This window comes from Microbacterium paraoxydans, from assembly GCF_018224615.1.
In the GTDB taxonomy this organism is placed as follows: domain Bacteria; phylum Actinomycetota; class Actinomycetes; order Actinomycetales; family Microbacteriaceae; genus Microbacterium; species Microbacterium paraoxydans_B.
Genome location: NZ_JAGTUK010000003.1, coordinates 121,207 through 142,385 on the forward strand (window position 1 = coordinate 121,207; position 21,179 = coordinate 142,385).

At 69.0% G+C, this 21,179-nt stretch carries 21 protein-coding genes and 2 tRNA genes; 21 read left to right on the top strand and 2 right to left on the bottom strand.

Annotated features, from left to right (window positions below; genetic code table 11):
- Positions 1 to 22 precede the first annotated feature (22 nt).
- The 15 genes from KE274_RS10730 to KE274_RS10800 all read left to right on the top strand — a co-directional run bounded on the left by KE274_RS10730 (position 23) and on the right by KE274_RS10800 (position 15,493).
- Positions 23 to 775 carry a DUF4129 domain-containing protein gene (locus KE274_RS10730; protein WP_211543609.1) on the top strand — a complete coding sequence of 251 codons (753 nt, stop codon included), beginning with the start codon at positions 23 to 25 and terminating at the stop codon, positions 773 to 775.
- Positions 772 to 1,248, top strand: a complete 477-nt coding sequence (locus tag KE274_RS10735) for a hypothetical protein (protein ID WP_307872191.1) — start codon at positions 772 to 774, stop codon at positions 1,246 to 1,248. The genes KE274_RS10730 and KE274_RS10735 overlap by 4 nt, the downstream gene beginning before the upstream one ends.
- Entirely contained in the window at positions 1,245 to 2,216 is a 972-nt protein-coding gene (locus tag KE274_RS10740; RefSeq protein WP_211543612.1) for an AAA family ATPase, read from the top strand. Before KE274_RS10735 ends, KE274_RS10740 begins: the two co-directional genes overlap by 4 nt.
- The gene (locus tag KE274_RS10745) at positions 2,213 to 3,514 is read left to right on the top strand and encodes a DUF58 domain-containing protein (RefSeq protein WP_211543614.1); all 1,302 of its coding nucleotides are present in this window, start codon (positions 2,213 to 2,215) and stop codon (positions 3,512 to 3,514) included. Before KE274_RS10740 ends, KE274_RS10745 begins: the two co-directional genes overlap by 4 nt.
- Positions 3,511 to 4,077 (top strand): hypothetical protein, encoded by a 567-nt coding sequence (locus KE274_RS10750; RefSeq protein ID WP_211543616.1) that lies wholly within the window; start codon positions 3,511 to 3,513, stop codon positions 4,075 to 4,077. The genes KE274_RS10745 and KE274_RS10750 overlap by 4 nt, the downstream gene beginning before the upstream one ends.
- Positions 4,078 to 4,114: 37 nt before the next feature.
- On the top strand, positions 4,115 to 7,003 hold the full coding sequence (gene uvrA, locus KE274_RS10755; RefSeq protein ID WP_211543618.1) for an excinuclease ABC subunit UvrA: 2,889 nt from the start codon (positions 4,115 to 4,117) through the stop codon (positions 7,001 to 7,003).
- Entirely contained in the window at positions 7,003 to 8,910 is a 1,908-nt protein-coding gene (uvrC, locus tag KE274_RS10760; RefSeq protein ID WP_211543620.1) for an excinuclease ABC subunit UvrC, read from the top strand. The genes uvrA and uvrC overlap by 1 nt, the downstream gene beginning before the upstream one ends.
- A gap of 35 nt (positions 8,911 to 8,945) precedes the next feature.
- Complete coding sequence (rapZ, locus tag KE274_RS10765) at positions 8,946 to 9,818, top strand: RNase adapter RapZ (RefSeq protein ID WP_211543622.1); 873 nt, start codon at positions 8,946 to 8,948, stop codon at positions 9,816 to 9,818.
- Positions 9,819 to 9,881: 63 nt separating this feature from the next.
- Complete coding sequence (gene whiA, locus KE274_RS10770; RefSeq protein ID WP_211543624.1) at positions 9,882 to 10,859, top strand: DNA-binding protein WhiA; 978 nt, start codon at positions 9,882 to 9,884, stop codon at positions 10,857 to 10,859.
- Positions 10,860 to 11,049: 190 nt separating this feature from the next.
- Positions 11,050 to 11,676 carry a superoxide dismutase gene (locus KE274_RS10775; protein ID WP_211543626.1) on the top strand — a complete coding sequence of 209 codons (627 nt, stop codon included), beginning with the start codon at positions 11,050 to 11,052 and terminating at the stop codon, positions 11,674 to 11,676.
- A 116-nt stretch (positions 11,677 to 11,792) separates the two neighbouring features.
- Positions 11,793 to 12,803 (top strand): type I glyceraldehyde-3-phosphate dehydrogenase, encoded by a 1,011-nt coding sequence (gene gap / locus KE274_RS10780; RefSeq protein WP_211543628.1) that lies wholly within the window; start codon positions 11,793 to 11,795, stop codon positions 12,801 to 12,803.
- A gap of 10 nt (positions 12,804 to 12,813) precedes the next feature.
- Positions 12,814 to 14,028, top strand: coding sequence for a phosphoglycerate kinase (locus KE274_RS10785; RefSeq protein ID WP_211543630.1), 1,215 nt, complete (start codon positions 12,814 to 12,816; stop codon positions 14,026 to 14,028).
- Positions 14,019 to 14,810 (top strand): triose-phosphate isomerase, encoded by a 792-nt coding sequence (tpiA, locus tag KE274_RS10790; protein ID WP_211543632.1) that lies wholly within the window; start codon positions 14,019 to 14,021, stop codon positions 14,808 to 14,810. The genes KE274_RS10785 and tpiA overlap by 10 nt, the downstream gene beginning before the upstream one ends.
- 81 nt (positions 14,811 to 14,891) lie before the next feature.
- Positions 14,892 to 15,140, top strand: a complete 249-nt coding sequence (gene secG / locus KE274_RS10795) for a preprotein translocase subunit SecG (protein WP_101845144.1) — start codon at positions 14,892 to 14,894, stop codon at positions 15,138 to 15,140.
- The gene (locus KE274_RS10800; protein ID WP_211543634.1) at positions 15,140 to 15,493 is read left to right on the top strand and encodes an RNA polymerase-binding protein RbpA; all 354 of its coding nucleotides are present in this window, start codon (positions 15,140 to 15,142) and stop codon (positions 15,491 to 15,493) included. The genes secG and KE274_RS10800 overlap by 1 nt, the downstream gene beginning before the upstream one ends.
- A 66-nt stretch (positions 15,494 to 15,559) precedes the next feature.
- Here the strand turns inward: KE274_RS10800 and KE274_RS10805 are convergent, their stop codons facing one another.
- The gene (locus tag KE274_RS10805) at positions 15,560 to 16,633 is read right to left on the bottom strand and encodes a hypothetical protein (protein WP_211543636.1); all 1,074 of its coding nucleotides are present in this window, start codon (positions 16,631 to 16,633) and stop codon (positions 15,560 to 15,562) included.
- A 278-nt stretch (positions 16,634 to 16,911) separates the two neighbouring features.
- On the opposite strand from KE274_RS10805, the gene KE274_RS10810 reads away from it, so the two are divergent.
- A complete protein-coding gene (locus KE274_RS10810; RefSeq protein WP_211543638.1) occupies positions 16,912 to 17,388 on the top strand; it encodes a GNAT family N-acetyltransferase in 477 nt (158 codons plus the stop codon).
- Between the two features lie 19 nt (positions 17,389 to 17,407).
- Here the strand turns inward: KE274_RS10810 and KE274_RS10815 are convergent.
- Positions 17,408 to 17,481: transfer RNA gene (locus KE274_RS10815), tRNA-Gly, on the bottom strand.
- A 94-nt stretch (positions 17,482 to 17,575) separates the two neighbouring features.
- Between KE274_RS10815 and KE274_RS10820 the strand changes: the two genes are divergently transcribed.
- The 5 genes from KE274_RS10820 (at position 17,576) to KE274_RS10840 (ending at position 21,063) form a co-directional block, all read left to right on the top strand.
- Positions 17,576 to 17,649: transfer RNA gene (locus KE274_RS10820), tRNA-Pro, on the top strand.
- A 61-nt stretch (positions 17,650 to 17,710) separates the two neighbouring features.
- Positions 17,711 to 19,174: a trigger factor gene (gene tig, locus KE274_RS10825; RefSeq protein ID WP_211543640.1), complete on the top strand. Its 1,464-nt coding sequence runs from the start codon at positions 17,711 to 17,713 to the stop codon at positions 19,172 to 19,174.
- 66 nt (positions 19,175 to 19,240) lie between these two features.
- Positions 19,241 to 19,735, top strand: a complete 495-nt coding sequence (locus tag KE274_RS10830) for a tetratricopeptide repeat protein (RefSeq protein ID WP_211543642.1) — start codon at positions 19,241 to 19,243, stop codon at positions 19,733 to 19,735.
- A gap of 81 nt (positions 19,736 to 19,816) precedes the next feature.
- Positions 19,817 to 20,404, top strand: coding sequence for an ATP-dependent Clp protease proteolytic subunit (locus KE274_RS10835; protein ID WP_211543644.1), 588 nt, complete (start codon positions 19,817 to 19,819; stop codon positions 20,402 to 20,404).
- A 17-nt stretch (positions 20,405 to 20,421) separates the two neighbouring features.
- The gene (locus KE274_RS10840) at positions 20,422 to 21,063 is read left to right on the top strand and encodes an ATP-dependent Clp protease proteolytic subunit (RefSeq protein ID WP_025105017.1); all 642 of its coding nucleotides are present in this window, start codon (positions 20,422 to 20,424) and stop codon (positions 21,061 to 21,063) included.
- The last annotated feature ends 116 nt before the right edge of the window (positions 21,064 to 21,179 follow it).

The window sequence follows — 21,179 nt, forward strand, 5'->3', positions numbered from 1 at the left end:
GGCGCGACCCTAGGGTGGACTCATGTCGCGCACCGAAGCCCCCGCAGCGGGAGCCGTGCGTGCGAGCACCCGCGGGAGGCTCCGCGGCGTGCTGGCGCTGACCGGAGTCACCCTCCTCTTCGCCCTGCTGATGCTCGCTTCCGCGCTTCAGGGACAACCGCAGTTCGCGCCATCCTCTTCCTCCCCGCCACAACAGCAGCCCGGCGCGGTCGTCGTGCCCGAGACGACGGGCTCGCCCCTCCCGGAGCCGGAGCCGCCGCACGACTCCGTGCTGCAGAACATCCTCGGCGCGGTGTTCGGCCTCCTGCTCGCCGCCGCGGTCGTGGCGCTGCTCGTGCTCGCGGTGCGGTGGCTCGTCCGCTTTCTGCGGGGGCTGTGGCACGACCGGCCTCTCCGGCGAACCGATGCGGCGGTCGTGCACGCGGCGGCCGGCGGGGTGGCCGTCGAGGCGGCGCCCGACGACGCGGTGATCCGGCGGGGAGTCGACGCGGCGCTCCGCACGATCGAGGAGCGGGAGCAGCCCGGCGACGCCATCGTCGCGGCGTGGCTGGGGCTCGAGGAGTCTGCGGCGGACGCGGGGGTGGGACGGGCAGAGACGGAGACACCCTCGGAGTTCACCGTCCGTATCGTCGGGCGCCGATCCGGCATCCGCGCTGAGGTGATCACCCTACTCGGGTTGTACGAGCAGGTGCGGTTCGGCGGAAGGGAGGCCGATGAGGCCGACCGGGCCGCGGCGGCAGCGAGTCTCGGCGGCATCCGGGAGGGGTGGCGGTGAGGGCGCGCACAGGGCTGATCGTGGGCGGAGGCCTGCTGCTCGCGGCCGCGCTCGTGGCGGGGCTGACGTTCGCGGGCGTTCCCCTGGCTTTCGCGGTGTCGTGGGCGATCGTCGCCGCAGCGGTCACCCTCGCGCTTCGCGGCGTCCTCGTCGACGATCCCGTCGGATGGCCGCCGGAGCGCCCGTCCCGTGAGACCCGCGGTTCCGACGTCTCGCGCTTGGCGTGGGCGATCAATGCCCGCTCGGGCGTCGCGGGGACCGTCCTGGTGCGTCGCGTGCAGAGCGTTCTCCGCCGCCGCCTCGCGCACCGTGGGCTCGATCTCGACGAGCCGGCCGATCATGCCCGCATCGACGCCCTGCTGGGCCCGGGCGTCCGCGATGGTCTATCGCACCGTGAGGTGCTGCGCGACGACATCGAGAGAGCGCTCGACGCGCTCGACCAGATCCCGGCCGACACGGAGGAGAGAGCATGACCATGAATGAGACCACGCAGATCGCCGACACGGGGAGGCGGGTCCTGGACGGCGTGCGCAGTGCGGTCGTCGGCATGGACGAGACGCTCACGCTCGCGCTGGCCGCGATCCTGGCGGGAGGTCACGTCCTGTTCGAAGACGTTCCCGGGCTCGGGAAGACCCTGGCCGCGCGGAGTCTCGCCGAGGCGCTGGGGCTGCAGTTCCGCCGACTGCAGTGCACGCCGGACATGCTCCCGGGCGATGTCACGGGGTCGTACGTCTATGCACCCGCCGACGGCGAGTTCGTGTTTCGTCCCGGGCCGATCTTCACCGGACTGCTCCTCGCGGACGAGGTGAACCGGACCACGCCGAAGACCCAGTCCGCGATGCTCGAGGCGATGGCCGAGCGGCAGGTCACGGTCGAGGGGAACCGGTTTCCGCTTCCGCGTCCCTTCCATGTGATCGCGACCTCCAACCCCGTCGAGTACGAGGGCACGTACGCGCTTCCGGAGGCACAGCTGGACCGATTCATGGTGCGCCTCACTGTCGGTTACCCTGCGCCGGAGGCGGAGACGCAGATCATCCTCGACCGTGTGCAGCGGCAGACGCCGGAGGTGCGCGTGCCCGCGGTCGTGGACACCGACGGTCTGCTCGCCCTCCAGGCCGCTGTCGAGCGCATCCATGTCGACCGTGACGTGGTGCGCTACGGCGTGGAACTGACGAGGGCCACGCGCGAGGCCGTGAACGTGGCGGTCGGCGCATCGCCACGCGGATCGCAGGCCCTCGTGCTGCTCGGCCGTGCGGTTGCCGCGCTGGAGGGCCGGTCGTATGTCCGTCCCGACGATCTCAAGCGCGTCGCCGTGCCCGTGCTCGCGCACCGGCTGACGCTCACGCCCCAGGCGTGGGCGCAGGGGGTGGACCCGGGGAGCATCGTGGCGGCGGCGGTCGAGCGCACACCGGTGCCGCCGACGGTCGCGGCCGTGCGATGACGCAGGACGTCGGTGTCTCGGTGCCCGTGACGTGGCACCGGACGTCGGTGATCGCGATCGGTCTCGCCGGGGCGGCGCTGCTCGCGGGGGTGGGGCTCGTGCTGTCGCGCGCCGATGTGATCGCCGTGGGGCTGCCGCTCGCCCTCGCGGCGGTGTGGTCGCTGTGGCATCGTCCACGCGACGGCGACCTGCGGGTCGCGCTGCACGCCGACGTGGCCGAGGGCGACGGGTCCGCCGTGCGTGTCGTCGCGGACGTGGACCTGGAAGCCGACGGTGTCCAGCTGTCGATCGAGCAGGAGGGACGCCGCACCGGACTGGCGGACGTGCGACCGGGAGTACGCGCCGTGTCGGCCACGACCCGGCTGTCGCACTCGGGTCCGCTCGAGCTGCTGGCCCTGATCGTCCGCGGGACCGCGGGCGACGGCGCCTGGGTCTCCGATCGCGGACCACGCGTCGCCATCGGATGGGACGCCGTGCCGAAGACCAGGCCCATCGATCGCTTGCCGGTGGCGCCCCGGCTCGCGGGGCTGCACGGGACTCACGAGGGACGACGCGCCGGCCAGGGCGGAGACTTCCACGACATCCATCCTTTCGTCCCCGGGGATGAGCTCCGACGCGTCGACTGGCGCGCGACGGCTCGTGCCGCGCGCCGCCCGGGCGACCTGCTGGTGCGACGGGTGAACGCCTTGAGCGACTCCTCGGTCGTGATCGCGATGGACACCGCCGAAGACCTGGGCTCCGTCGTGGCGGCATGGGGGACTCACGACCCGGACCGGACGGGCGTCACGTCGCTCGATCTGGCCAGGGAGGCGGCGCTGTCCGTGGCGACCGCCGCGGTCGCGTCGGGGGACCGGGTGGCCTTCCACGCGCTCTCGCCGGGTGGCCGCAGTGTGCCGCTCGGCGGGGGAGCGCGCCACCTCGCCCGCCTGCGCGCGTCGATCGCCGCCACGGGGGTCGGTGCGGACACGTCGTACCGGCGCTCTCCGGTGATCCGGGCGGGCTCGATCGTGTTCGTGCTCTCCACCTTCGTCGACGGCGTGGCGGCGCGACTCGCGACGCGATGGCGGGCGGCGGGTCACTCCGTGGTCGCGGTCGACGTGCTGCCGCCGCTCGACGGTTCCCGGCTCACCAGGGAGCAGCGCATCGCCCTGCGCACGCTGCTGGCGGAGCGCACGGATGTCGTCGCCGAGCTGGAGCGCGCGGGGGTGGAGGTCGTGGCGTGGGCGCGCGACGACGTCGACGTGGCGCTGCGGGTCGCGGCGGCGCGGCAGCAACGGAACCGGAGGGTGGCGCGGTGATCGGTCGCAGACGCTCCTTCTTGGTGGGCGCGTGGGTCCCTGGCGCCGCTCCCCGGGCGCTGGTCGTGGCTCTGGTGCTGGTCGGTGTGCTGACGCTGCACCCCACGCCGTTCTGGCGCGGGGTCGCCGTGGTCGCTGCGCTCGTCGGCTCCGTCCTGCCGCGGTCGCTGGGCGCGTGGGCGGGCGCGGCCTGTCTGCCGTTCGGCCTGCTGCTGTCGGAGCCGGCACCGGAGCGGACGGCTCTCGCGGTCCTGCTGGTGCATGCGATCCACGTTCTCGGGTCGCTGAGCCTCACCGTGCCTGCGGTTTCGCGCCTGACGCTGGCGTCGTTGTGGCCGACCGCTCGACGGTTCCTCGTGGTCCAGCTGGTGGCCCAGCCGCTGTCACTGGGGGTGTGGCTGCTGGCGCCCACCGGTGTCGAGCGCGGCGCGGCCTGGCTCGCACCGGCGGCGGCCGTGGTGTTGCTGGCCGCGGTCGTGGGCGCCTGGCTCGCGCTGAGACGGGGGAGGGGCGCCGTCACGTCGGCCGCTGGAACCGCGTCGGAGGGTGCCGATCAGGGGTAGCGGAGCCGATGTCCGTGGCCCCTCGTAGACTTGTTCGGTGCCCATCGTCCCCGTTGCCTCCCCCGGAAAACTGAGTGTCCGCGGTGCCCGCGTCCACAACCTCCAGAACGTCGACATCGATATCCCGCGCGACTCCCTCGTCGTGTTCACCGGCCTGTCCGGGTCGGGGAAGTCGAGTCTGGCGTTCGACACGATCTTCGCGGAGGGGCAGCGCCGCTACGTCGAATCGCTGAGCGCCTACGCACGGCAGTTCCTCGGTCAGGTGGACCGTCCCGACGTCGACTTCATCGAGGGTCTGAGTCCCGCGGTGTCGATCGACCAGAAGTCGACGAACCGCAACCCGCGGTCGACCGTCGGCACCATCACCGAGATCTACGACTACATGCGACTGCTGTGGGCGCGCATCGGCGTGCCCCACTGTCCGGTGTGCGGTGAGAAGATCCAGCGGCAGACGGTGCAGCAGATCGCCGATCAGCTCATGGAGCTGCCCGAGCGCACGCGTTACCAGGTCGTCGCGCCGATCGTGTCGCAGAAGAAGGGCGAGTTCGTCGACCTGTTCCGCGAGCTCGGCGCCAAGGGCTACTCGCGCGCGATCGTCGACGGCGAGCTGATCCAGCTGGCCGAACCGCCCACGCTCAAGAAGAGCTACAAGCACGACATCGCGGTGGTCGTCGACCGCCTCGTCGCCTCGCCCGACATCCTCGGCCGAGTCACCGACTCGGTGGAGACGGCTCTGGGGCTCGCCGGCGGCGTTGTCCAGATCAACTACGTCGACGGCGAGGGCGACGACGCCTGGCAGACCTTCTCCGAGAAGCTTGCCTGCCCGAACGGCCACGCGCTCACGCTCACCGAGATCGAGCCGCGCACATTCTCCTTCAACGCGCCCTTCGGAGCCTGCCCCGCGTGCTCGGGTCTCGGTACCCGCATGTCGGTCGACGTCGAGCTGATGCTCGGCGACGAAGACCTGTCCATCCGCGAGGGCGTCATCATCCCGTGGACCACCCAGGGCAAGGGCCTCTTCCAGTACTACGAGCGTCTGCTCGAGGGCCTCGCGCGCGACCTCGACTTCTCGCTCGATACGCCGTGGCGTGAGCTCCACTCCGACGTCAAGGAGGCCGTGCTCCGCGGCGAGAACTACAAGGTCACGGTCAAGTGGAAGAACCGCTACGGCCGGGAGATGCGTTACGCGTCCGGGTTCGAGGGTGTCGTGCCGTACATCGAGCGGCAGTACCTGCAGGCCGAGTCCGACACCCAGCGCAACCGCTGGGGCGAGTACCTCCGCGAGGTACCGTGCCCCGTGTGCAACGGCGACCGCCTCAAGCCCGAGGTGCTCGCGGTGCAGGTGCACGGCCACTCGATCGCCGAGGTGTCGCACCTGAGCCTCGCCGATGCCAGGGCCTTCATGGAGAAGCTGCATCTCACCGAGCGCGAGGCCAAGATCGCGGCGCAGGTGCTGCGCGAGATCCGGCTCCGCCTCGACTTCCTCCTGCAGGTGGGACTGTCGTATCTGAACCTCAGCCGGTCGGCGGGTTCTCTTTCGGGTGGCGAGGCGCAGCGCATCCGGCTCGCCACGCAGATCGGCTCCGGGCTGACCGGCGTGCTCTACGTGCTCGACGAGCCTTCGATCGGCCTGCACCAGCGCGACAACCGGCGGCTGATCGAGACGCTGCTCACGCTGCGCGACCTCGGGAACACGCTCATCGTGGTGGAGCACGACGAAGAGACGATCGAGGCGGCCGACTGGGTGGTCGACATCGGTCCTGGCGCCGGGGTCAACGGTGGCACGGTGGTGCACTCGGGCCCGTACAGCGCGCTGCTCGGGGACAGCGACTCGATGACGGGCGACTACCTGTCCGGGCGTCGCGCGATCCCGATGCCGGCGAAGCGGCGCAAGATCGACAAGAAGCGCATGCTCAGCGTAGTCGGGGCTCGCGCCAACAACCTGCGCAACGTCACGGCCGACTTCCCGCTGGGCGTGCTCACGGCGGTCACCGGGGTCAGCGGCTCCGGCAAGTCCTCGCTCGTGAACGACATCCTGTACCAGGTGCTCGCCTCGCGCCTCAACGGTGCGCGCACCGTGCCGGGCAAGCACACCAGGGTCACCGGGCTCGACAACCTCGACAAGGTCGTGCACGTCGACCAGGCGCCGATCGGCCGCACCCCGCGGTCGAACCCGGCGACGTACACGGGCGTCTTCGACCGCATCCGCACGCTCTTCAGCGAGACGCCGGAGGCGAAGGTCCGTGGCTATCAGCCGGGGCGCTTCAGCTTCAACGTCAAGGGCGGTCGCTGTGAGGCGTGCTCGGGTGACGGCACGATCAAGATCGAGATGAACTTCCTGCCCGACGTGTACGTCGACTGCGAGGTCTGCCACGGCAAGCGGTACAACCGCGACACCCTCGCGGTGCACTACAAGGGGAAGAACATCGCCGAGGTGCTGGAGATGCCGATCGAGGAGGCGGCGGAGTTCTTCGAGCCGATCCAGGCGATCCACCGGTACATGAAGACGCTCGTCGACGTCGGTCTCGGCTACGTCCGTCTCGGGCAGTCCGCGACCACGCTGTCGGGCGGAGAGGCGCAGCGCGTCAAGCTCGCCACCGAACTGCAGCGGCGGAGCAACGGGCGCAGCATCTATGTGCTCGACGAGCCGACGACGGGTCTGCACTTCGAAGACGTCCGCAAGCTTCTTGAGGTCCTCAACGGCCTGGTCGACAAGGGCAACACGGTGATCGTGATCGAGCACAACCTCGATGTGATCAAGTCGGCGGACTGGGTGATCGATCTCGGACCGGAGGGCGGTTCCGGCGGCGGGCAGATCATCGCCACCGGCACTCCGGAGCAGGTCGCGCGCGTCGAGGAGAGCCACACCGGGCAGTTCCTCGCCGAGATCCTGGGTGAGGGGCGCGCCGCGCGGAAGGCCAGCTGATGGCCGACGTGCTGCCGTACAAGCCGCGGACGGGGGAGATCCCCACCGACCCCGGCGTGTACCGGTTCCGCGACGCGAACGGCCGGGTGCTGTATGTCGGCAAGGCGAAGAATCTCCGGCAGCGGCTGTCGAACTACTTCGCTCCGCTGCGCACGCTGCACGAGCGCACACGGCGTATGGTCACGACAGCGGCCTCGGTCGAGTGGACGGTGGTGCCCACCGACGTCGACTCGCTGCAGTTGGAGTACATGTGGATCAAGGAGTTCGATCCGCCGTTCAACGTGCGCTATCGCGACGACAAGTCCTACCCGTTCATGGCGGTCACTCTCGCCGATGAAGCGCCCCGCGTGCTGGTCACGCGCAATCGCAAGATCCCCGGTGCGCGGTACTTCGGGCCGTATCCCAAGGTCTGGGCGGTGCACGAGACCATCGACCTGATGATCAAGGCCTTCCCGATCCGCACGTGCAGCGATGCGAGCTACAAGCGGGCGATGCAGACCGGGCGGCCGTGCTTCCCCGGGCAGATCGGGAAGTGCGGCGGTCCCTGCTCGATGACGGTGACGATCGAGGAGCACCGGGCGATGGTCGACGACTTCGTCGCGTTCATGGCGGGCGGCGACGAGCGGTTCACTCGAGAGCTCACCAAACGCATGCTGGCCGCTTCGGCTGCGATGGACTACGAGGCCGCTGCGAAGTACCGGGACAAGCTGTCCGCAATCGAGGCCGTGCTGGGTAAGAGCGCGCTCGTGCTCCCGGCCGACGAAGACGCCGACCTGTTCGGGATCGCAGAGGACGAGCTCGCCGCGGCGGTGCAGCACTTCGTGATCCGCGGTGGCCGCGTCCGCGGTGTGCGCGCCCTCACGATCGAGAAGGAGATCGACATCACGGGCGCCGAGCTCGTCGATCAGGTGCTCCAGCAGGCCTACGGCGATGCGCAGGACGTCCCTCGCCGCATTCTGGTGCCGACGCTGCCCGACGACGCGACCGAGCTGGAGCAGTGGCTGCGCGAGCGCCGCGGCAAGAAGGTCGAGATCGCCGTCGCGCATCGCGGTCAGCGGGCCGACCTCATGCGCACCGCCACGCTGAATGCGCAGCAGGCGCTGATCCGGCACAAGACGCGCCGCACGAGCGACTACGTGGCTCGCACCCAGGCGTTGACCGACCTGCAGGAGGCGCTGGGCATGGACGAGGCGCCCCTGCGCATCGAGTGCTTCGACATCTCGCATCTCGGGGGCACGAACGTGGTGGCCTCGATGGTCGTGTTCGAGGATGGCCTGCCGCGTAAAGACCAGTACCGCTCGTTCAACATCGCCGAGACGACCGACGACACCGACTCGATGTACCAGGTGCTTCGCCGCCGCCTCGCGTACCTCGATCGGCCGGAAGAGGCGCAGGAGACTCTCGACCCGACGACGGACGCGGTCGTGGGAGAGGATCTCGGCGAGGCGACGGCGCGACGCAAGCCGCGCTTCGCGTACCCCCCGCAGCTCCTGCTGGTCGATGGCGGGAAGCCGCAGGTCGAGGCGGCGGCGCGTGCGCTCGAAGACGCCGGTCACACCGAGATCGCGGTGTGCGGCATCGCCAAGCGACTCGAGGAGGTGTGGCTGCCCGGAGACGACTTCCCGGTGATCCTGCCGCGCACGAGCGAGGCGCTCTATCTCCTCCAGCGACTGCGTGATGAGGCCCACCGTTTCGCCATCACGCACCAGCGAAAGAAGCGCAAGAAGGACATCGGCAGCGTGCTCGCCGAGGTCCCGGGTCTCGGTGCGTCGCGGATCAAGGTGCTGCTCAAGCACTTCGGCTCGGTCACCGCCCTCCGTGCTGCAGACCCGTCGCAGATCCAGGAGGTGCAGGGGATCGGCCCGGTACTCGCTCAGACCATCCATTCGCACCTGTCCACTCGCTAGGCTGGGAGGCCGAGGGGGAGAAAGAGCAGGGAGCAATGACTGACGGGGAGAAGGGCGAGTTCCTCATCGTCACGGGCATGTCCGGCGCGGGCCGGACCACGGTGGCGAACGCGTTGGAGGATCTCGGCTGGTACGTCGTCGACAACCTGCCCCCTCAGATCCTTCGGCCGCTGCTCGACCTGACCGGCATGGGCGGGGATTCCCTGCCCAAGGTGGCCGCGGTGGTCGACGTCCGCGGCCGCAATCTGTTCGACGACTTCCCGGGGGTCGCCCGACTGCTGCGCACCAGGGGCTCGATCAGGGTGTTGTTCCTCGACGCCTCCGACGACGTGCTGGTGCGCCGCTTCGAGTCGGTGCGTCGCCCTCACCCGCTGCAGGGCGACGGGACGCTGCTCGACGGCATCCGTACCGAGCGGACGCGTCTGGCTCCGATCCGCGAGGCCGCCGACCTGGTGATCGACACCTCGGCGCTGAACATCCACCAGCTCGCGACCCAGGTGTCCGACATCTTCTCGGAGGAGGGCGAGGCGCGGCATCGTGTGACGTTGCTCAGCTTCGGCTTCAAGTACGGACTGCCGACCGACGTCGACCTGGTCGCGGACATGCGCTTCCTCCCCAACCCGTACTGGAACGAGGAGCTGCGCGGTCTCACGGGGCAGGACGAGACCGTGCGCGAGTACGTGCTGTCTCGCGAAGGGGCGACGGACTTCCTGGATGCGTATGCGAAGGCGCTCGTTCCGGTGCTCGAGGGGTACCAGAGGGAGAACAAGAGCCACTCGACGATCGCGATCGGATGCACGGGCGGCAAGCACCGCTCGGTCGCGATGTCGGAGGAGCTGGCCCGCAGGATCGCCGCGATTCCGGGCGTCGCGGTCAACGTGCGACACCGCGACCTCGGCAGGGAGTAGCCCCCCGGGCGAGTAAGCTGGAGGTTTGCGTCGCGATCCGGCGCGTGAACGTGAAGGAGTCTCGTGGCACTAACCACCGACGTCAAGGCTGAGCTCGTCAGCATCCGCAATGCACCCCCGACGGTGCGCGTGGCGGAGGTGACAGCCATCCTCCGATTCGCCGGTGGACTGCACTCCATCGCGGGCCGTGTCGCCGTGGAGGCAGAGGTCGACGCCGAGACGCTCGCCCGCCGGGTCGCCAGGGACCTGGCCGAGATCTACGGCGTGCGTCCGGAGATCGCGCAGGTGCAGTCGAGCACCGCGAACGACGGGGCCCGGTGGGCGGTGCGCGTGATCGCGCAGGGGGAGACCCTCGCCCGTCAGACCGGCCTGCTCGATCCGCGTCGTCGCCCCGTGCGCGGCCTGCCGAACCGACTCACCACGGGGTCCCGTGCGGAGATCGCCGGCCTGTGGCGCGGTGCGTTCCTGGCTGCCGGTTCGTTGAGCGAGCCCGGCCGCTCGGCGATGCTCGAGGTGGCGTGCCCGTCCTCGGAGGCGGCGATGGCGCTCGTGGGTGCGGCGCACCGCCTGGGCGTCGCCGCGAAGGCGCGCGAGGTGCGCGGCATGCCCCGCGTCGTGGTGCGCGAGGGTGAGGCGATCCGCACGATCCTGAACGAGATGGGTGCTCAGCGCACCGCTCTGGCGTGGGAGGAGCTGCGTCAGCGCCGCGAGGTGCGCGCGGGCGTGAACCGTCTGGTCAACTTCGACGATGCGAACCTGCGGCGTTCGGCCCAGGCTGCCGTGGCGGCGTGCGCCAGGGTGGAGCGGGCGCTGGAGATCCTCGCGGACGACGTTCCCGATCATCTGCGCGTCGCGGGGGAGCTGCGTCTGGCTCATCGCGATGCCAGCCTCGATGAGCTCGGTCATCACGCCGATCCGCCGCTGACGAAGGACGCCGTCGCCGGTCGTATCCGGCGCCTGCTCGCGATGGCCGACAAGCGCGCCCAGCAGGAGGGCATCCCGGGCACGGAGGCTGCCGTGCCGGCCGGACTCGACGTCTGATTCCAGCGCTTCTGCCGCGACGGCCTGCCACCTTTACCTGGGGTGGCGGGCCGTCGTCAATGGGCGGAAGGATCCGGTCCGCCGCGGTGTTGTCGTCACTAGGATGAGACACGTCCGCTCCACGCCGCACATCGGTGGCGCGGAGGATCGGCAAGCGCCGCGGGCGCGGCGCGGATTGGATGAAAGCGATATGGCGACCTACACCCTCCCCGACCTCCCGTACGACTTCGCAGCCCTTGAGCCGCACATCAGCGGCAAGATCATGGAGCTGCATCACGACAAGCACCACGCGACCTACGTCGCCGGCGCGAACACGGCGCTCGAGCAGCTGGCCGAGGCCCGCGAGACCGGCAACCTGGCGAACGTCAACAAGCTCGAGAAGGACCTCGCCTTCAACCTCGGCGGTCACGTCAACCACTCGATCTTCTGGACCAACCTGTCGCCCAACGGCGGCGGTCAGCCCGAGGGTGAGCTGAAGGCCGCCATCGACGAGTACTTCGGCTCGTTCGAGAAGTTCCAGGCGCACTTCACCGCCGCGGCGACCGGCATCCAGGGCTCCGGCTGGGCCGTCCTCAGCTGGGACCCGATCGGCGCTCGCCTGATCATCCAGCAGCTGTTCGACCAGCAGGCCAACACCGCACAGGGCACGGTGCCGCTGTTCCAGCTGGACATGTGGGAGCACGCGTTCTACCTGGACTACCTGAACGTGAAGGCCGACTACGTGAAGGCCGCGTGGAACATCGCCAACTGGGAGAACGTCGCGCAGCGCTTCGAGGTCGCCCGCGAGAAGACGAACGGCCTGCTGGTACTGTCGTAATCGGGTCGCGTCCCGGCGGGCCCACGGCTCGTCGGGGCGCCATCTCAGCCAAAAAACCCGCGCATGGCGCCCGCTTCGACAGCGGTCTCCGGCGCATGAGAAACAGGGAGACCTGAGTGTCTGTCAAGATCGGTATCAACGGCTTCGGCCGCATCGGACGCAACTACTTCCGCGCGGCTCTCGCGCAGGGAGCGGACCTTGAGATCGTCGCGGTCAACGACCTCACCGACAACAAGACCCTGGCGCACCTCCTGAAGTACGACTCGGTCGGCGGCGTCCTCGACGCGCAGATCAGCTACGACGAGGACAGCATCACCGTCGACGGCAAGGAGATCAAGGCGTTCGCCGAGCGCGACCCCGCCAACCTGCCGTGGGGCGAGCTGGGCGTCGACATCGTCATCGAGTCGACCGGTTTCTTCACCAACGCCGACGCGGCCCGCAAGCACATCGAGGCCGGCGCGAAGAAGGTCCTCATCTCGGCCCCCGCGACGGGCGACGACCGCACCATCGTGATGGGCGTCAACGAGGAGACCTACAACCCGGAGACGGACCACATCATCTCCAACGCCTCGTGCACCACGAACTGCCTCGCCCCGCTGGCGAAGGTCTTCAACGACGCGTTCGGCATCGATCGCGGCTTCATGATGACGGCTCACGCCTACACGGCCGACCAGAACCTGCAGGACGGCCCGCACAAGGACCTGCGCCGTGCACGCGCCGCCGCGATCAACATCACGCCGGCGTCGACCGGTGCGGCCAAGGCCATCGGTCTCGTGCTGCCCGAGCTGAACGGCAAGCTGAGCGGCTCGTCGTACCGTGTTCCGGTTCCCACGGGTTCGATCGTCGACCTCACGCTGATCACCGACCGTGAGAACCTCACGGTCGAGGAGGTCAACGAGGCGTACAAGAAGGCCGCCGAGGAGGGTCGTCTCGCCGGTTACCTGCAGTACAACGAGGACCAGATCGTGTCGAGCGACATCGTGCACAACCCGCACTCGTCGATCTTCGACGCCACACTGACCAACGTCAGCGGCAACCTGATCAAGGTCTCGAGCTGGTACGACAACGAGTGGGGTTACTCCAACCGTCTCGTCGACCTGACCGAGTACGTGGCCGAGCGCCTCTAAGCTCAGTTACATGACTCTGCGCACCCTGGACTCCCTGGGGTCGCTCGAGGGCAAGCGCGTCATCGTCCGTTGTGATCTCAATGTCCCCCTGCGGGACGGGGTCATCACGGACGATGGCCGCGTTCGGGCCTCGTTGCCGACCTTGAACACCCTGATCAACGCGGGTGCCCGCGTGATCGTCTGCTCGCACCTCGGCCGCCCCGATGGTGCCCCCGACCCGCAGTACAGCCTGGAGCCCGTGGCCCAGCGTCTGTCCGAGCTTCTCGGCGCTCCGGTCGCGTTCGCGCGCGACACGGTCGGCGAGTCCGCGAAGGACGCGGTGGCGTCGCTGGAGGACGGCGGCGTCGTGGTCATCGAGAACCTGCGCTTCAATCCGGGGGAGACCTCGAAGGACGAGTCGGAGCGTGAGGCGTTCGCGGGCCAGCTCGCTGAGCTGGGAGACGTGCTCGTCTCCGACGGCTTCGGCGTGGTGCACCGCAAGCAGGCGAGCGTGTACGAGCTCGCGAAGCTTCTGCCTTCGGCGGCGGGTCTGCTCATCGCGGCGGAGCTCGACGTGCTCGACCGTCTCACGGAGAACCCGGAGCGGCCGTATGCCGTGGTGCTCGGCGGGTCGAAGGTGAGCGACAAGCTCGGTGTCATCTCGCACCTGCTGCCGCGCGTCGACCGCATCCTGGTCGGCGGCGGCATGCTGTTCACCTTCCTCAAAGCGCAGGGGCACCCTGTCGCGTCGAGCCTCCTGGAAGAGGATCAGCTCGACACCGTCCGCGGCTACATCGCCGAGGCGGAGAAGCGCGGGGTGGAGCTGGTGCTGCCGAGCGACGTCGTGGTTGCGGAGTCGTTCTCCGCCGATGCGGCGCATGAGGTGGCAGCCGCGGATGCGATCGAGGCGACCTCGTTCGGCGCCTCCGGCATCGGCCTCGACATCGGTCCCGAGACGGCGGCGCGCTTCGCCGACGTCATCCGCTCGTCGGCGACGGTGTTCTGGAACGGTCCGATGGGCGTGTTCGAGTTCCCGGCGTTCGCGGCGGGCACGAAGGCGGTCGCACAGGCGCTCACCGAGGTCGACGGCCTCAGTGTCGTGGGTGGTGGGGACTCGGCGGCGGCCGTGCGTCAGCTCGGCTTCGCCGACGATCGTTTTGGTCACATCTCGACCGGTGGCGGGGCGAGCCTCGAGTTCCTCGAGGGCAAGAAACTACCTGGGCTGGAGGTCCTCGGATGGGCGTGAGCTCCCGTACCCCGCTGATCGCGGGCAATTGGAAGATGAACCTCGACCACCTGCAGGCGGTCGCGTTCGTGCAGAAACTGCACTGGACGTTGAAGGATGCGAAGCACGAAGACGGATCGGTGGAGGTCGCGGTGTTCCCGCCGTTCACCGACATCCGCAGCGTGCAGACCCTGATCGACGCGGACAAGATCCCGTTCGCGTTCGGTGCGCAGGACGTGTCCGCGCACGATGCGGGTGCCTACACGGGTGAGATCTCGGGCGCGTTCCTGGCGAAGCTCGATGCCACCTACGTCATCATCGGTCACTCCGAGCGTCGTGAGTACCACAACGAGACCGACGACATCGTCGCGGCCAAGGTGAAGGCCTCGCTCAAGCACGGCCTCGTGCCGGTGATCTGCGTCGGTGAGACCGCGGAGGACCTGGAGAAGTTCGGTGCCAGCGCGGTTCCTGCGGGGCAGCTGGAGGCGGCGCTGCAGGGCGTCTCTGCGTCCGCGGACATCGTGGTCGCCTACGAGCCGGTGTGGGCGATCGGCTCCGGCCAGGCGGCCACCCCGCAGCAGGCCCAGGATGTGTGCGCCGCGCTGCGCGGTGTGATCGCGAAGGTGCTGGGCGACGAGGCGGCGGCGCGCACGCGCATTCTCTACGGCGGCTCGGTCAAGGCGGCGAACATCGCGAGCTTCATGCGCGAGCCCGATGTGGACGGCGCTCTGGTCGGCGGGGCGAGCCTCGTCGTGGACGAGTTCGCCGCGATCATCCGCTTCGAGAAGCACGTCGGCGTGTGAGTGCAGCGGGGCTGTGGCCCCGCTGCACCGTATACTTGACCGTTACGGGGGCGCTCCGGCCCCAGCGAAAGGCTCTTTCTCGTGGCAATTCTCGAGTTCGTCCTGCAGGTCGTGCTGGGTATCACCAGCGTGCTGCTGACTCTCCTTATCCTCCTGCACAAGGGTCGCGGTGGCGGCCTGTCCGACATGTTCGGTGGAGGCATGACCACCGCGGTGGGTTCCTCCGGTCTTGCGGAGCGGAACCTCAACCGCTTCACCGTCGTCCTGGCGCTGACGTGGTTCGTCGCCATCGTCGCTCTGGGCCTCATCACGAAGTTCGAGGTGATCTGATGGCTACCGGTGGAAACGCGATCCGCGGAACCCGGGTGGGTTCCGGCCCGATGGGCGAGCAGGACCACGGCTACCACGCCGACCGCATCGCCGTCACGTATTGGGACGGCCTCGGCAATGAGACGGTGCGTTACTTCGCTGCCGGTCTGCCGGAGGAGGAGATCCCGGAGATCATCGATCACCCGCAGTCGGGACTTCCGGCCGGCCGCGACAAGGACAACCCTCCCGCGGTCGCCAAGACGGAGCCCTACAAGACGCACCTCGCGTATGTGAAGGAGCGGCGCACCGATGAGGAAGCCGTGCAGCTCCTCGAAGACGCGCTGACCCAGCTGCGTGAGCGCCGGGGGCAGTGACCCCCTGCTGAGATCACGAAGCCGCCGCGGTTCTCCGCGGCGGCTTCGTCGTGTACGGCATCCGTCTCAGCGGCAGCCGGCTGCGGCGTCGAGGTAGTTCTGGGGCGGGTAGCCGTAGGCCCACACGCCGTTCGCGTCGTCGGTGAAGCCCATGCTGATGGCCCAGGCGGTCGCCCATTTCTCGATGCTGTCCTGCGTGGAGGCGTCGTACATCCCCTGGCACTTGACGCTGATCGCGTGGCCCACCTCATGCGCGACGAGCGCCTTGCTCCGTGCCGCCGGCCACTGCTGAGCGACCGAGTCGGAGAGCTTGATGACGGCACGACCGGGCTCGTCCCACCACCATGTGGTGTAGCCGCCCATGCTGCCGTTCGCCCCGGCGCCGTTGACGGAGGGGGCCCAGTCGAACTCCAGCAGCACGCCGGGGGCGAGGGAACGGGCGAACGCCTCGACCTCTAGACGTGCGCCGCGGAGAGGGCCGTCCTTCTCGGCCAGTTCCGCGGCCTCCGTGGCGACGACCTGAGCCGCGGCATCTTGCAGCGAGACGTAGACGGTGGCTGCGGCGTCGTCGATCGCCGTCTCGGCGGTGGCGTCGGCTGCGGCGTCGCGCAGCGCGATGATCGCGTCGTTGCGGGCGGACACGTGCGCCGCCTCGAAGGCGACCGCCGATTCGCCTGCCGCGGCGAGCACGGAGAGGCCGCTGTCGGTGACGGCGTCGAGGCCGTCGGAGGCGTCGCTCGACGCGGTCTTCAGAGCGTCGGCGAGCTGCTGCAGTAGCTGCTCGTCGTCGTCGAGCTGAGCCGTGGTGCCGAAGAGCTCCCAGAACCATGCGGGCTTGTCGCGCGAGGGCGGTTGCTCGGTCGCGACCGTCTTCTCCACCTCTGCGCCGATGCCCTCACCATCGGCGACGGCGGCGGTGAGTGCGGCCCACGGCTCGTCGGGGACAGGCAGCGTGGCGCGCCCGGTGTCGAGGATCACGTGGCCGGAGTCGGTGGATTCCAGCAGCGCCGTGTAGCGATGGTCGACCTCGGACTGGTGCGCGCTGACGGTCCGGGCGGCGGCGTCGACACGAGAGGCGGCGTCGTCGAAGCGGAGGCTCGCGACGATCTGGGTCGCCACGAGGCCTGCGATCACAGCCACAGCACCGATGACTCCAACGACGAGGGGAGTGCGCGGCCGCCGTCGCCCGGCCGGCCGGCTGAACGGAGTGAGCGATGGAGCGACCGGAGGCGATGCGCTCGACAGCAGCGCGGGCAGGCCATGCCCGCCGAGTGTCGAACCCGTGGTGGGGGTCGTCCGGGGGAGGTCGGTCACGGCGTCACCATCTCACTGGTGCCTTCCATCGGGGGGCGGCGGGCGTCTGCTGTCAGCGTATTGGACGGTGAGCGTGCGGCGAGCACGACTGTCAGGATGGGCCCATGGCAACGGTGACGGTGCGGCCGATGACGGCCGACGAGTTCGAGGACTGGATGGATGCGCTGGCTCAGGAGTATGCGCATGAGCAGGTGACTGCTGGACGGTGGGAGGCGGACGGATCCGTGGAGCGGGCGCGGCTCGAGAACGCTCGGCTGCTGCCGCAGGGGGTGGAGACGCCGCGCATGCTCGTCCTTTGCGGCCTCGACGCCGGAGGGCGGCGGGTCGGGCGCGCATGGGTCGCTCTCGATCATCCGCGCGGTGCCCCGGGGGTCGCTTTTCTCTACGACATCGAGGTGCACGCCGATCGCCGCGGTGAAGGCTTGGGGAGTGGCCTGCTCGCGGCCGTCGAGGAGGCGACTAGGGAAGCGGGCGCCGCAGCGCTCGAACTCAACGTCTTCGGCGGCAACCGCCGGGCGATCGGGATGTACGAGCGGGCCGGGTACGACGTGGTCACGCAGCAGATGCGCAAGCACCTGTGAGGGTGAGCGCGAGAGGAAGTGGAGGGGGTGACGGGAATCGAACCCGCGCAATCAGTTTGGAAGACTGAGACTCTACCATTGAGCTACACCCCCGGAACCGGAGTCCGGACTCCCACGATCATAGCGGACGGTCCGGCATGCTTCGGTCCGTTAGACTCGGTGGGGCTGAATCTGCGTGCGGATTCCCCGGGGCGTAGCTCAGCTTGGTAGAGCGCCCGCTTTGGGAGCGGGAGGTCGCAGGTTCAACTCCTGTCGCCCCGACTCAGACCCCTCGACTTTTCAGCCGCGTCCCCCGCGGAAACCACAAGGAGAACACACCAGCATGGCGAACAGCACCGTCGAGAAGCTGACCCCGACCCGGGTCAAGCTCAGCATCACGGTCACCCCGGAAGACCTCAAGCCCAGCATCGCTCACGCCTACGAGCACATCGCGCAGGACGTGCAGATCCCCGGCTTCCGCAAGGGCAAGGTTCCCGCGCCGATCATCGACCAGCGCATCGGCCGCGGCGCGGTCATCGAGCACGCCGTCAACGAGGGCCTCGACAAGTTCTTCCGCGAGGCCACCACTGAGCACAAGCTCCGCATCGTCGGGCGTCCCGCCGCCGAGATCACGCAGTGGCCGAACGAGAAGGACTTCTCGGGCGATCTGCTCGTGGACATCGAGGTCGACGTGCGGCCCGAGATCGAACTGCCCGACTACGCCGGCATCACGCTGACGGTCGACGCGGTCGAGGCCGATGAGGCTGCGCTCGACGCCGAGCTCGAGAACATGCGCGCCCGCTTCGGTACCCTCATCCCGGTCGACCGTCCCGCCGCCAAGGGCGACTTCGTCGAGCTCGACCTGGTCGCCACGATCGACGGCGCCGAGATCGACCGCGCCGAGGGCGTCTCGTACGAGATCGGCTCCGGCGAGCTGCTCGAGGGCATCGACGACGCCGTCGAGTCGCTCACCGCCGGTGAGGACACGACGTTCCGTTCCGCGCTCATCGGTGGCGACCACGCCGGCAAGGAGGCGGAGGTCTCCGTCACGGTGAAGGCCGTCAAGGAGCGGGAGCTTCCTGAGGCCGACGACGAGTTCGCTCAGATCGCGAGCGAGTTCGACACGATCGCCGAGCTTCGCGCGAGCCTCGCCGAGCGCGTGGCGCAGCAGGGCGTGTTCACGCAGGGGTCGGCGGCGCGCGACAAGCTCGTCGAGACGCTGCTCGAGCAGATCGAGATCCCGGTGCCGCCGCAGCTCATCGAAGATGAGGTGCACAACCACCTCGAGGGCGAGGGTCGTCTGGAGGACGACGTGCACCGCGCCGAGGTGACCGAGGCGAGCGAGAAGCAGTTCCGCACGCAGGTGCTGCTCGACACGATTGCGGAGCAGGCCGACGTGCAGGTCTCGCAGGAGGAGCTCTCGCAGTACCTCATCCAGTCTGCCGCGCAGTACGGCATGGCTCCGCAGGAGTTCGTCGAGGCACTGCAGTCCTCGAACCAGCTGCCCGCGCTCGTCGGTGAGGTCGCCCGCAACAAGGCGCTCGCGATTGCGCTCGGCAAGGTCAAGGTCGTCGACACCAACGGCAAGCCCGTGGACCTGTCCGACTTCGTCGTGACCGACGACGAGAGCACCGCGGCGGAGGAGGCTGAGGCGGAGGACAAGCCCGCCGAGAAGGCTCCCGCCAAGAAGGCCGCCGCGAAGAAGGCGCCCGCGAAGAAGGACGCTGACGCGGAGGAGAAGCCCGCCGCCAAGAAGCCGGCCGCCAAGAAGGCTCCGGCCAAGAAGGCTGCCGACAAGGGCGAGTGATCGCGCGAACGTGAAGAGGGCGGATGCTGCGGCATCCGCCCTCTTTCGTATCGAGGAGGAGAACGCATGAGTTCATGGGAGGACCGGGTCGACCAGGTGTGGGCCGACGCGACCGGTGAGGAAGTGGGCGACGAGACGATCGCGAGGATCGACGCTCTGGCCGCGGAGCGGGGACCGGACGATGCGCGGGCGGAGTTCGAGCGCGCCGGCGCTCGCGACTCGGCAGGTCGTCCGGCCGAGGCCGTCGAGCTGTATCGTCGAGCACTCGCGCTCGGGCTCGACGAGGAGCATCGGCCGCAGTGCGTGATCCAGTTGGCGAGCTCCCTCCGCAATCTCGGCGCATACGACGAGGCGCTCGACGTGATCCGCGCGGAGGCGGAGGTCTCCGCGGACGGCCCGTATCGCGACGCCGTCGCTGCCGTGCACGCGCTGGTCCTGGCAAGCGCCGGCCGTCCGCATGAGGGGCTCTCCGTGGCCCTGCTCGCGTTGGTTCCTCACCTCCCGCGCTACCACCGGTCGATGACCGCGTATGCCCACGAGATCGCGCAGCGCGACACCTGATATGCCGACGGCGAACACGACCTGAGTGCCGCGTTGACGCCGGTAGATTCGAATCACTGAAACACGGAAGCAGGAGCTGACATGGCTGAACCCCTCGTCGCGACAAGCGTCTTCGACAGGTTGCTGAAGGACCGCATCATCTGGCTCGGCTCGGAGGTGCGAGACGAGAACGCCAATGAGATTTGCGCGAAGATCCTCCTTCTCGCCGCCGAAGACTCCGAGAAGGACATCTACCTCTACATCAACTCGCCCGGTGGCTCGATCACCGCGGGCATGGCGATCTACGACACGATGCAGTTCGTGCCGAACGACATCGTCACGGTCGGTATCGGCATGGCGGCCTCGATGGGCCAGCTGCTGCTGACCAGCGGCACCAAGGGCAAGCGCTACATCACCCCCAACGCCCGCGTGCTGCTGCACCAGCCGCACGGTGGCTTCGGTGGCACCGCGAGCGACATCCAGACCCAGGCGCAGCTCATCCTGTCGATGAAGCGGCGCCTCGCAGAGATCACGGCGGCGCAGACCGGGAAGCCGGTCGAGCAGATCAACGCCGACGGTGACCGCGACCGCTGGTTCACGGCGGAGGAGGCCCTCGAGTACGGCTTCGTCGACCACATCCGCGAGCACGCCAGCGACGTCACCGGTGGCGGCGGCACGGGCGCCGAGTAAGGATGCGAGAGGACACCATGTACACACCCACGTTCCAGTCCGCCGGAAACCTGCCGTCCAGCCGCTATGTGCTCCCGCAGTTCGAGGAGCGCACGGCCTACGGCTTCAAGCGTCAGGACCCGTACAACAAGCTGTTCGAGGATCGCGTGATCTTCCTCGGCGTGCAGGTCGACGACGCGTCCGCCGACGACGTGATGGCGCAGCTGCTCGTCCTGGAGAGCCAGGACTCCGAGCGTGACATCACGATGTACATCAACTCGCCCGGTGGCTCGTTCACCGCGATGACGGCGATCTACGACACGATGCAGTACGTCGCGCCGCAGATTCAGACCGTGGTGCTGGGCCAGGCGGCCTCGGCGGCGTCGGTGCTGCTCGCCGCGGGTGCGCCCGGCAAGCGGCTGGCTCTGCCGAACGCCCGCGTGCTGATGCACCAGCCGGCGATGGGTGAGGCCGGTCACGGTCAGGCGTCGGACATCGAGATCCAGGCCGCGGAGATCCTCCGTATGCGTACGTGGCTCGAGGAGACCATGGCGCGCCACACGGGCAAGCCGGTGGAGCAGGTGAACCGCGACATCGACCGCGACAAGATCCTCTCGGCCAACGAGGCCCTGGAGTACGGCATCGTCGACCAGGTGCTCACGTCGCGCAAGCGCGCGTAGTCGCACCGCTTCGAAAGGGCGCCCGTCTTCGGACGGGCGCCCTTTTCTCGTACCCGGCGGATGCGCGGTCGGACGAGCACTGCGTGCGCATATGAGCAGATGCGTGCGCGAACGCT

Bases quoted from the DNA above. Each gene is read 5' to 3' on its own strand.
- KE274_RS10840 (WP_025105017.1), top strand. From the start codon at position 20,422: ATGTACACACCCACGTTCCAGTCCGCCGGAAACCTGCCGTCCAGCCGC.
- KE274_RS10745 (WP_211543614.1), top strand. From the start codon at position 2,213: ATGACGCAGGACGTCGGTGTCTCGGTGCCCGTGACGTGGCACCGGACG.
- tpiA (WP_211543632.1), top strand. From the start codon at position 14,019: ATGGGCGTGAGCTCCCGTACCCCGCTGATCGCGGGCAATTGGAAGATG.
- tig (WP_211543640.1), top strand. From the start codon at position 17,711: ATGGCGAACAGCACCGTCGAGAAGCTGACCCCGACCCGGGTCAAGCTC.
- KE274_RS10730 (WP_211543609.1), top strand. From the start codon at position 23: ATGTCGCGCACCGAAGCCCCCGCAGCGGGAGCCGTGCGTGCGAGCACC.
- KE274_RS10775 (WP_211543626.1), top strand. From the start codon at position 11,050: ATGGCGACCTACACCCTCCCCGACCTCCCGTACGACTTCGCAGCCCTT.
- KE274_RS10800 (WP_211543634.1), top strand. From the start codon at position 15,140: ATGGCTACCGGTGGAAACGCGATCCGCGGAACCCGGGTGGGTTCCGGC.
- KE274_RS10835 (WP_211543644.1), top strand. From the start codon at position 19,817: ATGGCTGAACCCCTCGTCGCGACAAGCGTCTTCGACAGGTTGCTGAAG.
- KE274_RS10785 (WP_211543630.1), top strand. From the start codon at position 12,814: ATGACTCTGCGCACCCTGGACTCCCTGGGGTCGCTCGAGGGCAAGCGC.
- uvrC (WP_211543620.1), top strand. From the start codon at position 7,003: ATGGCCGACGTGCTGCCGTACAAGCCGCGGACGGGGGAGATCCCCACC.
- KE274_RS10740 (WP_211543612.1), top strand. From the start codon at position 1,245: ATGACCATGAATGAGACCACGCAGATCGCCGACACGGGGAGGCGGGTC.
- KE274_RS10810 (WP_211543638.1), top strand. From the start codon at position 16,912: ATGGCAACGGTGACGGTGCGGCCGATGACGGCCGACGAGTTCGAGGAC.
- KE274_RS10830 (WP_211543642.1), top strand. From the start codon at position 19,241: ATGAGTTCATGGGAGGACCGGGTCGACCAGGTGTGGGCCGACGCGACC.
- rapZ (WP_211543622.1), top strand. From the start codon at position 8,946: ATGACTGACGGGGAGAAGGGCGAGTTCCTCATCGTCACGGGCATGTCC.